The 10795-nt window shown below is 74.4% G+C and carries 8 protein-coding genes and 1 pseudogene; 5 read left to right on the top strand and 4 right to left on the bottom strand.

Features of this window, described 5'->3' with window-relative positions; all coding sequences use genetic code 11:
- Positions 1–923: VWA domain-containing protein (locus VR45_RS30545; protein WP_045943106.1), on the top strand; the 923-nt coding region annotated here is incomplete at its 5' end.
- 56 nt (positions 924–979) lie between these two features.
- Here the strand turns inward: VR45_RS30545 and VR45_RS30540 are convergent.
- The 3 genes from VR45_RS30540 to VR45_RS30530 all read right to left on the bottom strand — a co-directional run bounded on the left by VR45_RS30540 (position 980) and on the right by VR45_RS30530 (position 3657).
- Positions 980–1975, bottom strand: a complete 996-nt coding sequence (locus VR45_RS30540) for an alpha/beta hydrolase (protein ID WP_045943105.1) — start codon at positions 1973–1975, stop codon at positions 980–982.
- 121 nt (positions 1976–2096) lie between these two features.
- The gene (locus VR45_RS30535) at positions 2097–2336 is read right to left on the bottom strand and encodes a hypothetical protein (RefSeq protein ID WP_045943104.1); all 240 of its coding nucleotides are present in this window, start codon (positions 2334–2336) and stop codon (positions 2097–2099) included.
- Between the two features lie 10 nt (positions 2337–2346).
- Positions 2347–3657, bottom strand: a complete 1311-nt coding sequence (locus VR45_RS30530) for an MFS transporter (RefSeq protein WP_063772570.1) — start codon at positions 3655–3657, stop codon at positions 2347–2349.
- Positions 3658–3976: 319 nt separating this feature from the next.
- On the opposite strand from VR45_RS30530, the gene VR45_RS30525 reads away from it, so the two are divergent.
- The 4 genes and pseudogenes from VR45_RS30525 (at position 3977) to VR45_RS48050 (ending at position 8408) form a co-directional block, all read left to right on the top strand.
- Positions 3977–5395, top strand: a complete 1419-nt coding sequence (locus tag VR45_RS30525; protein WP_234326320.1) for a D-alanyl-D-alanine carboxypeptidase — start codon at positions 3977–3979, stop codon at positions 5393–5395.
- A 43-nt stretch (positions 5396–5438) separates the two neighbouring features.
- The gene (locus tag VR45_RS30520; protein WP_045943103.1) at positions 5439–5864 is read left to right on the top strand and encodes a PPOX class F420-dependent oxidoreductase; all 426 of its coding nucleotides are present in this window, start codon (positions 5439–5441) and stop codon (positions 5862–5864) included.
- A gap of 61 nt (positions 5865–5925) precedes the next feature.
- Positions 5926–6354, top strand: a pseudogene (locus VR45_RS50710) (lamin tail domain-containing protein); the annotation flags it as partial.
- A gap of 416 nt (positions 6355–6770) precedes the next feature.
- Positions 6771–8408: an endonuclease/exonuclease/phosphatase family protein gene (locus VR45_RS48050; protein ID WP_353612728.1), complete on the top strand. Its 1638-nt coding sequence runs from the start codon at positions 6771–6773 to the stop codon at positions 8406–8408.
- A gap of 66 nt (positions 8409–8474) precedes the next feature.
- Here VR45_RS48050 and VR45_RS42840 read toward each other — a convergent pair whose 3' ends face one another.
- Positions 8475–9461, bottom strand: coding sequence for a hypothetical protein (locus VR45_RS42840; protein ID WP_159394409.1), 987 nt, complete (start codon positions 9459–9461; stop codon positions 8475–8477).
- Positions 9462–10795: the final 1334 nt, after the last annotated feature.

Raw genomic sequence — 10795 nt, 5'->3', positions numbered from 1 at the left:
CTGCCGGTGCCACTGCTGGGGGACTCGACCCCGCCGCGCCCGACCTCGCCGACCACGTCCTGCCCGACGAGATCCGCCGCCGCATCCAGGGCTTCCGCGCCATGGTCGCCACCGAGGCACGCCGACGGGCGGCCGAGCTCCGCGGCACCGAACGCCTCGCCGAGCGGGCCGTCGCACCGAGCCCCGACCGGATCGACTTCCTCACCGCAGGCCGCGACCAGCTCGCCGAACTCCGCCGCACCGTCCACCCGCTGGCCCGGAAGCTGGCCACCCGGCTGTCCGCGCGCCGACGCCGGGCCGCCCGCGGCCGGATCGACCTGCGCCGCACCCTGCGCCGCTCGCTCTCCACCGGCGGCGTCCCGCTGCGCCCCGCCCACCGGCTGCGCCGCCCCGCCCGGCCCGAACTCGTCCTGCTCTGCGACGTGTCCGGCTCGGTGGCGGGCTTCTCCGACTTCACCCTGCTGCTGGTCCAGGCGATGCGCGACCAGTTCAGCAAGGTCCGGGTGTTCGCGTTCGTCAACCGCACCGCCGAGGTGACGGACCTGCTCACCCGCGGCGGCGGCGACCCGGCCGCGCTGGCCCGGCGGATCCTCACCGAGGCCAAGGTGATGGGCCACCACGGCAACAGCGACTACGGTTCGGCCCTCGGCGAGTTCGCCGAACGCCACCTGGACGCCGTGGGTCCGCGGACCGCCGTGCTGATCCTCGGCGACGCCCGCAACAACTACCGGGACCCGCACCTGCCCGCCCTGCGGCTGGTCGCGGCCCGCGCCCGCCAGGTCCACTGGCTCAACCCGGAGCAGCCCTCCCTCTGGGGCACCGGCGACTCCGCCGCCCCCGCCTACGCCGAGGTGGTGCCGATGCACTGCTGCCGCAACGCCCGCCGGCTGGGCGAGTTCATCGCCCGTCTGCTGCCGGTCTGAGGCGGCGCGGGTGCTGGGGGCGGAACCCGGGCCCGCCCCCACCACCGCCCGGCGCCTCAGCCGTCCAGCTGCCCGAGGAAGTCGAGCAGGGCCGCGTTGACCTCCGCCGGGCTCTCCTGCTGGGTCCAGTGGCCGACGCCCGGAAGCGTGACGCGCCGGTACAGCTTCGGCGCCAGGCGCTCCAGCAGCCCGCGCATCGCCTCCTCCGGGATCAGGGCCATCACCATGTCCTGGTCCCCCGCCACATAGAGGGCCGGCACCTCCACGGGCCGCCCGGCCAGCCCGGCGAGCAGCTCGTTGTTCCGGTCGATGTTGCGGTACCAGTTGAGACCGCCGGTGAACGCCCGCTCGCCGTGCTCGGCGTAGTCGGCGACGAAGGCCTCGATGTCCGCCTCGGAGAGCCAGTCCGGCAGCTTCTCCGGCTCGGGGACGCTGCCCAGCAGGGTCTGTCCCTCGCGGATCACCCACGCCCGCGGTCCCCCGCCGTCCGGCCGGGCGCCGGCGCCGCTGGACAGCATCCGGCGGAACGTCGAGTGCAGGTCCCGGCCGAGCTCGGCGTCCGCGACGCCGGGGCGCTGGAAGTAGATCTGGTAGAAGCCCTCGCCGAACCGCTCCCGGGCCTGGGCCAGCGGCGGCAGGCCGAGGGTGGGCAGCGGCGGGACGCTCAGCCCCGCCACACCGCGCACCAGGTCGGGGCGCAGCGCGGCCGTGCTCCAGGCGACCGGGGCGCCCCAGTCGTGGCCGACCAGGACGGCGCTCTCCTCGCCGAGGGCGCCGATCAGCGCGGTGACGTCGCCGACCAGGTGCAGCAGGGTGTACGCGTCGACCGACTCGGGCTGCTCGCTGCGGGCGTAGCCGCGCTGGTCGACGGCGACCACGCGGTAGCCGGCCTCGGCGAGCGGGGCGAACTGGTGCCGCCAGGAGTACCAGCTCTCCGGGAAGCCGTGCAGCAGCAGGACCAGTGGTCCCTCACCCTGTTCGGCGACGTGCAGCCGGACTCCGTTCACCTCGACCTGACGGTGCGCGATATGTCCGTACGCCTGCTTGGTCATGCGGCCCTCCTCGTCGACGACGCGTCACCCGGCAGAACGGGCGGCGGCCGACCGTTCGTTCCCCGCCGCCGCCCGTCCGGTACCCCGCTTCCGGTCCCTCGCCTCCAGTCCCCCGCCGGGTTCAGTCCCCGCTGTCGCGCCGGGTCCGGCCCCCGCCCTCCCGCCGGTCGAGCAGCGCCGTAGCGGCGGCCAGCAGGGCGCCCACCGCGATCAGCACGAAGTACCCGGCGGTCCGGTGGTCGGAGGGGACCAGATGCCTCACGAAGCCGAAGATGTGCAGGCCCCACAGGTGGTCGACGAGGAGGCCGTTGATGCCGCCGACAATCAGGACGAAGCTCACGAATCCCAGCAGGTTCTTCATGATCCCGACGTTAGGCAGCCGGGTCGCCGACGGGATCCGACTTTCGGCGCGACCGGGACCCACCAAAGTCGCGCATTCGCATCCGCATCCGCATTCGCAGCAGCACGGGCACGGCGGCGAGCGCCGGGACGGCCGCCAGGGCGAAGCAGAGCGGCAGCGGCAGATGTCCGACCAGCAGGCCCACGCCCGCGCCGCCGACGGCCGAACCGGCGTTGAAGGCCGTGTTCACCCAGGCACCGGCCCTGGTCCTGGCCTCCGGCACGACCGCCTCGTCCGCGACCAGGTAGGAGGTGGTGAGGGCGGGCGAGACGAAGAACCCGGCGATGCCGACGGCCACGCCGAGCAGGACCGGGCCGGGTGCGAGCCCGGCGGCGGCCAGGGCCAGGCCCAGACCACCGGTGAACAGCGGCAGCCGGACGGCGTTCGGCACCGGCCGGTCCAGCGCGCCCAGCCCGAGGCCGCCGACGGCACTGCCGGCGGACAGCGCGGCCAGGATCCAGCCCACCGCCTCCGGCCGCCCGCGGTCCTCGGCGAAGGCGAGCACCATGAGGTCCAGCGCGCCCAGCGCCAGCCCGGTCACCCCGGACGCGAGCACGGCGGCGCGCAGCGCCCGTCCGCCGCCGAGCGGGGTCCGGCGACGGCGCCCGACCGGCGACGGTGCGACGTCGGGGACGTCCGCGCCGTCCGCTCCGCCCGCCGCCACCGGTGAGGCGACCAGCAGCAGGGCCCCGGCGAGCAGCAGCCCCGCGCCCACGGCCACGGCACCACCGGGGCCGACGACCGGAAGCAGCAGACCGACCAGCAAAGGTCCGGTGACGAAGAGCAGTTCCTCCGCGACGCCGTCCAGGCTGAACGCGCGGCGCAGCAGCACCGGGTCGGGAAGGAGCCGCCGCCAGAACGTCCGCATCACCGGACCCAGCGGCGGTGTGCAGGCGCCCGCCGCGAGGACGAGCGCGCCGACCGCCGCCGGAGCGGCGCCCGGCCGGGCCGCGGCCGCGACCACGGCGAGCAGCAGCGCGCCGTACAGCACGGCCATCGGCGGCAGCACCCGCCGGGGACCGTAGCGGTCGACCAGCCCGGCCCGGACCGGCGAGAGGAGGACACTGGCGAGCGCGAACAGGGCCATCGCCGCGCCGGCCGCGGAGTAGGAGCCGGTGGCCTCGCGGACAGTGAGCAGCAGGGCGAGCGGAACCACCCCGTAGGAGAGGCGGCCGAGCAGCGCGGCGGCGAAGGTGCGGCCGGCGTGCGGGGCGCCGAGCACGGCGCGGTAGCCGGGGCGTGCGGACGGGCCGCGCGGAGGCGCGGAAACGGTGGAAGGCACGGTGGACGTCCTCAAGGAGGTCCGGTCCGCGGGCCGGGAGGTCACGGCGGGCGGCACCGGAGGTGCGTACAGGGACACCGGAGGGCCGCGCGGTTCCCGATCGGTCGGGGCGCGGTCGCTTCGGGCCGGCTACGCACGGAGGAAGGACATGGGCCGTACCGTACCAGGGCGCCGCGCGGTCCGGGAGGGCCCGGACGGAGCAGCGGGCAGGGCGGGGCGGCGGCCGTCCGGGTACGTTCGCGGTGTGCAGCAGAGGTCACCCCACGTCAGCAGGCGCGCCCGGGCCGGGAGACCGGCGGCGGCCGGTGCCGTCGCCGTCCTGGTCCTCGCGGCCGGCGCGCCCGCCGCGTTCTCGGCCCCCTCGCCCTCGCCCTCGCCCTCGCCTTCCCCGTCCGCCGCGCCTGCGGCCGGTGCCGGTGCCGGTGCCGCCCAGGACGCGGCCGCCGTGGTCGGCGGCGAGCGGCTGGGCCGGCCGGCCGTCCAGGTCGCGCCCCGGACCGGCGCGCCCGAGCTGCCGGCCACCCTGACCGGGCGGTCCTGGCTGATCGCCGACGCCGCCACCGGCGAGGTGCTCGCCGCCCGCAACGCCCACCTCCCGCTGCCACCCGCCAGCACGCTCAAGATGCTGTTCGCCGACACCGTGCTGCCGAAGTTCGACCGCACCCTGGAGCACCGGGTGGCTCCCGCCGAGCTCGCCGCGCTGGGCGCGGGCAGCAGCCTGGTCGGGATCAAGGAGAACCTGCCGTACCGGGTCGAGGACCTCTGGCGGGGCGTCTTCCTCGCCTCCGGCAACGACGCCGTGCACGTGCTGTCCCACATGAACGGCGGGCTGGCCCGCACCGTCACCCAGATGCAGGAGCGGGCGACCGCCCTCCAGGCGCGCGACACCCGGGTGGTCTCCCCGGAGGGCTACGACCAGGCCGGCCAGGTCTCCTCGGCCTACGACCTCACGCTGTTCGCCCGCGCCGGGCTGCGCAACCCCGACTTCCGCAGCTACTGCGCGACCCGCACCGCCCGCTTCCCCGGCGCGGTGGACAAGGCGACGGGGCAGCGGTCCGCGTTCGACATCGCCAACACCGACCGCCTGTTGGGCAAGTACCCGGGCCTGATCGGGGTGAAGAACGGCTACACCACCAACGCGGGCGCCACCTTCACCGGCGCTGCCGAACGCGAGGGCCGCACCCTGCTGGTGACGGTGATGCACCCGGAGCAGCAGGCCAAGGTCTACGACGAGGCGGCCGCGCTGCTGGACTGGGGCTTCGCGGCGGCCGGCAAGGTCGAACCGGTCGGCCGGCTGGTCGAGGAGGAGACCGCACCCGACGCGTCCGCCGCCCCGTCCGCCGAGGCCCCAGCCACCGGCGTCCTGCCGCACGCCATCCAGCAGGCCGACCACGCCCTCGGCCCGGCCGGCTGGACGGCACTCGCGTTCGGCGCCGCACTGGCCCTCTGGGCAGCCGGCCGACTGCGCACCCGGCGCCGTCCGCACACCGCCGCGCTCCCCGTCCTCCCCGGCGGCGTCCCGGTCCCCCCACGACCGGACTACGCCCCGCACATCGCGTACTCCCTCCCGGCCCGAACGGCGTCCGGTTCCGCCCCGCGCGGCTCCACCGCCGTCGGCGGCGCCACAGCAGTGGGCGGCAGCACCCGCCGACGCCTCACCCGCCACGCCCGCACCCTCGCCCGCGCCACCCGCGCCCGGCTCGGCCGCTCCGGTGCCCGGGCCCGGAGCCGACGCTGACCCGCTCCGGGCCGCGCCCGTCCCGGCGCCCTAGAATCCCCCTATGAGCGCCACTCCCCACCCCGACCCGCACCGGCAGGAACGGCTCGAACGCCTCGTCAGCCTCTCCTCCGGCAGCTACCTGCTGGTCACCACCTTCAAGAAGGACGGCACCGCCGTGCCGACGCCGGTGTGGGTGGTGCGTGACGGGGAGGCGCTCGGCGTCTGGACCGTCGCCGACTCGTGGAAGGTCAAGCGGATCCGCAACCGACCGGACGTCCTGGTCGGGCCCTGCGACGTCCGGGGCAATCCGACCGGTGAGTCCGTCCCGGCCACCGCCGAGATCCTCGGCCCCGAGCGCACCGCCGCCTACCGGACGCTGCTGCGGCAGAAGTACGGGCTGGTCGGCGTCGTCACGGTGCTCGGCAGCCGGCTGCGGCGCGGTGAGCGCGGCACCATCGGCATCCGGCTCACCCTCACCGACGACTGACGCGCCCGACGCCCCTCCCGCCCCACGTCCCCCACGACGCGTCCGGATCCTCGTCCGGTTCATGCCAGGGAAAACGTTCTTCCGTTGGACGCCTGGTCGTTCGCCACAGCGCGCGGTACGGCATGGGTGGCGCTGCTACAACACACAGCGCCCGCCCATCCACTGCTGCACGCCCGTCAGGAGGACGCCCATGCGGCGAACCGATCGAGTCCGGCTCCGCGCACTGGCGGTGGCATCGGCCGCCACCGTCGTCGGAGCGCTCACCGCGCTGCCCGCCGGCACCGCGCAGGCCGTGTCGCCGGACCTCGTCATCAGCCAGGTGTACGGCGGCGGCGGCAACTCCGGCGCGCCGTACACCAATGACTTCGTCGAGCTGTACAACCGGGGCACCACCCCGGTCAGCGTCACCGGCTGGACCGTCCAGTACGCCTCGGCGGCCGGGTCCTCCTGGACGAGGACCACCCTGTCGGGCACCATCGCCCCCGGCAAGTACTACCTGGTGCAGGAGGCCGCCGGGGCCGGTTCCGGCGCCGCCCTCCCGACGCCGGACGCGACCGGCACGATCGCGATGGGCGCCAACGCCGGGAAGGTCGCGCTGGTCACCAACTCCACCGCGCTGACCTGCGCCACCGGCTGCGCCGGCCAGCCCGGGGTCAAGGACTTCGTCGGCTACGGCACGACCGCCTCCTCCGCCGAGGGCTCGCCCACCGGGAACCTCGCCAACACCACCGCGGCGGTCCGGGCCGGCGGCGGCGCCACCGACACCGACAACAACGCGGCCGACTTCGCCCCACCCCGCGCAACTCGACCTCCGGCGGCGGGACGGGCGGCACCCGGATCCACGGCATCCAGGGCGCCGCCCGGACCTCCCCGCTGGCGGGCCAGCCGGTCACCGGCGTCCCCGGCGTGGTCACCGCGGTCGGCCCGAGCGGCTACTGGTTCCAGGACCCGCAGCCCGACGCCGACCCGGCGACCAGCGAGGCGCTCTACGTCTACACGGCGAGCGCCCCCGGCGTGGCCGTCGGCGACTCCGTCCAGGTCGGCGGCACCGTCAGCGAGTACCGCCCCGGCGGCACCGGCGGCACCACCAACCTCACCGTCACCGAACTCACCGCGCCCACCACCACCGTGCTCGCCCACAACGCGGCACTGCCCGCCGCCACCCTGGTCGGCGCCGGCGGCCGGGTCCCGCCCGCCGCGGTGATCTCCGGTGTCACCACGGGCGACGTCGAGACCGCCGGCGGCTTCCAGCCGGCCACCGACGGACTGGACTTCTGGGAGTCGCTGGAGGGCATGCGGGTCCAGCTGAACAACGCCGCCGTGGTCGGGCCGAGGACTTCCGTCGGCGAGATCCCGGTCGTCCCGCAGGGCTCCACCACCAGGACCGCCCGCGGCGGCATCCTGCTCCAGGCCGCGGACGGCAACCCCGAGCGGGTCCTGCTGGACGACGTGCTCGCGCCGACCCCGTCCGCCAACGTCGGTGACACCCTCTCCGGCGCCGCCGTCGGCGTCCTGGACTACTCCTTCGGCAACTTCAAGCTGCTGGTCACCGCCACCCCGACCGTCCTCCCCGGCGGCCTCGCCCCGGAGACCACCGCCGCACCGGCCGCCGGCGAGCTGTCCACGGCGACCTTCAACGTCGAGAACCTCGCGCCGGGCGACCCGCAGGCCAAGTTCGACGGCCTCGCCGCCGCCGTCGTCACCAACCTGCGCTCGCCCGACCTGGTCGCCCTGGAGGAGATCCAGGACAACTCCGGCGCCACCGACAACGGCGTGGTCGCCGCCGACCAGACCCTGGCCAAGCTCACCGCCGCCATCACCGCGGCCGGCGGCCCGGCCTACTCCTACCGCCAGCTCAACCCGGTCAACGACCAGGACGGCGGCCAGCCCGGCGGCAACATCCGCCAGGTGTTCCTCTACCGCACCGACCGGGGCCTGAGCTTCACCGACCGCCCGGGCGCCGGCTCCACCACCGCCGACTCCGTGGTCAACAACGGCGGCGTCCCCGCCCTCGCCTACTCCCCCGGCCGCATAGACCCGACCAACCCGGCCTTCAACGCCAGCCGCAAGCCGCTCGCGGGTGAGTTCCGCTGGAACGGCCGCCCGGTGTTCGTGATCGCCAACCACTTCAACTCCAAGGGCGGCGACCAGCCCCTCTTCGGCCGCTACCAGCCGCCGGCCCGCCCCTCCGAGACCCAGCGCCACGCGCAGGCCACCGCGGTCAGGACCTTCACCGACCAGATCCTCGCCGTCGACCCGAACGCCGCGGTGATCGTGCTCGGCGACCTCAACGACTTCGAGTTCTCGCAGACCGCCGACCTCCTCACCGCCGGCGGCTCCCTGGTCGACCTCCCCCGCACCCTCCCCCTCGCCGAGCGGTACACCTACGTCTACGAGGGCAACTCCCAGGTCCTCGACCACATCCTGATCTCCCCCGCCCTCGCGGCCCGCGCCTACAGCTACGACATCGTCCACCTCAACAGCGAGTTCGCCACCCAGCTGAGCGACCACGACCCGCAGATCGTCCGGATACCGCTGCCGTAACGCGCTCCCCGCAGTGGTGCGGCCCCCGGCACCCGGGGGCCGCACCACTGCGGCCGGGTAGCACCGTCAGGCACCGCGGTCGTTCCGTCCCGTCGCCGCCGGCCGACAGGAAACCGGCGGAACCGGACCGCCGGCCGACGGGCCTGTGGCCGACACATCCGGCGTCACACAGGGAACCGACCAGAGCCGGGCGGTCCGATCGGACCCCGCCGTGGCCAGCCGGTGTCCGTCAGGGCTGAACACCACCTCACGGACGGAGCCGTCGTAGCCCCTCAGCGTCGCGAACATCGTGCCACCCGCGACGTCCCACAGGTACGCGGCGGTCCCCGTGGTCGCCGTGGCCAGCACCCGGCCGTCCGGTGCGTAGGCCAGGTCGGTGACATCACCGCCGCGGATGCTCAACGTGACCGGCGTGAGCTGGCCCAGACCGACGTCCATGAACCGCACCTTGTTGCCGGCGGTCACCGCGAGAGTCCGCCCGTCCGGGCTGAACGCGACCGCGTACCGACCGGAGTACCCGTCGTGTTCCAGGGCGAGACCGGACACGGGCGTGCTGGTCGTGAGGTTCCAGAGCCGGAGCCCCGGGTCGCCGCCCGAGGCTCCGACGATCGCGAGCTGGGTCCCGTCGGGGCTGAAGGCCACCGCAGAGGCGGTCACACCACGACCGACCGTGAAGGTCTGCTTCCCGGTCGCGACCTCCCAACCCCGAACCCGGTCACCGGATCCCGCCGAGGCAAGACTCCGACCGTCCGGGCTGAAGACCATCAGGGACACCGTCTCCAGGATGTTCCCCACCGTGATCTGGGCGATTGTGGTACCGGTCGCGACCTCGGTCAACCGGATCTTGTTCATGGTGCTGGTGGCGAGGGTCCGCCCGTCGGGGCTGAGCACCGCGTGGCCGCCACCGCCCGGCACCGCATCGGGCAGGAGCATCGTCGCCCTTCGCGTGGCAGTTTCCCACCGCCGGGTGATCCCGCTGTCGCCGGCTACGATCAGCGCGGCACCGTCGGCCGAGAATGCCACCGCTCGCGCCGATTCGAGGTCGTCGAGCACGGCCGTCGCCTCGATCGGACCGACAACCGACGATCCGCCACCCTGAAGTTGGGAGACAATCGCCCCGATGACGAGCAGCAGGACAACGAAGCCGATGCCCGCTCCTCCCTTCTTCCCGTCGGACGACTTCGACTCGCGCCCGACCGGCGCGGCCGCCGTGGCCTCGCCGGGCCGCGGAGCGGATCGCGGCTTCGGGACCCGCGGGCCGAGCTCCTGGTCGGCGGCCCCGCCGGCCGCACCCCACCGACCGAAGTCCCCACTCGAAACGTAGACGTGGTGCTCGGTGACGTTCACATGGTCACCCGTAAAGAAGTGACCGTTCATGTCGCGTCCGGCCGAGGCACTCCGCTCGATGTCGATCCTGACCGAATCGGCCTCGGCCGGTGACGGACGAGGCGGTCGGGTGGGTCTCGGTCGCTCGTCATCCGGTCCGGGGGGACTCGTCATGCGCCACCGCCACTACCGGACGGCCCCGAAGCACCGGGCCCGGACTCGAAGGTGTCGCCGGTTCGGATCACCCCCGAGATGTCGCCCCCGGCGGAGACCGACCTGGACTCGTCGATGCTGAACGACCCGGGCGGCAGCGGCTTCGACCGCTCGTTCCGGTCACGTCGCGCCTGACGAGCGGGCCGCCCGCGGGCGTCCACGTAGTGGTCGCCGGTCTCCACGTCCGCCCGAAGATTCCCCGCCGCGTGCACCGAACGGTCACGCGTCACGATCACGGTGGACGGCGTGGCCGGAGCCCCCACGGGCGACGGCGACCCGGTCGGGCTCGGGGGCGGCGCGGTCGACCGTAGCAAGGCCTGGACCGACACCCCCAGCGCGGCGATCCCTGCCAGAGCCCCCACCACGGAAGCGACCCGGTCCGCCGTGTCCAGGTCGACCACCACTGCGACGACCACCAGGACAGCCGCTGCCAGTGACCCGACGACCGCCCCTACCCATGCCAACACCCTGCCGAGAACTGTCATTCGGACATCATGGCTCGACATCGACGGAATTTGAATCTGACCTACATCCATACAGGTCAGCTCATTTGACTGGCCGTCTGACCAGGATGGGCACTGCTCGGACCCGCCGACCCGAAACCGCTCGGGGCAGCGCGAGAGAGGGAAGAGCCGGGCCCGCCCGCGCATACGCCGTCCGGCCCAGCGCTGGGCCGGACGGGGTATGTGATCCGGGTCATTCGGGGTGGGCGGGAACCCGGCGGGGTGGGGGCACGACTGGTGGGGCGTGAGTGGGATGTCGCCGGGTGCCCGGCCGTTGAGTGTGCTCGCGGGGTTCGCCCTGCTGCTGGTAGTGGTGTTCGTCGTGGCGTTCGCGGTGGGGCGCGG

Origin of the sequence: Streptomyces sp. NRRL S-495 (assembly GCF_000966955.1) — a bacterium.
GTDB lineage: Bacteria > Actinomycetota > Actinomycetes > Streptomycetales > Streptomycetaceae > Kitasatospora > Kitasatospora purpeofusca.
Note: the sequence above shows the minus strand (reverse complement) of the source record. Positions and strands in the feature narration are given on the sequence as shown.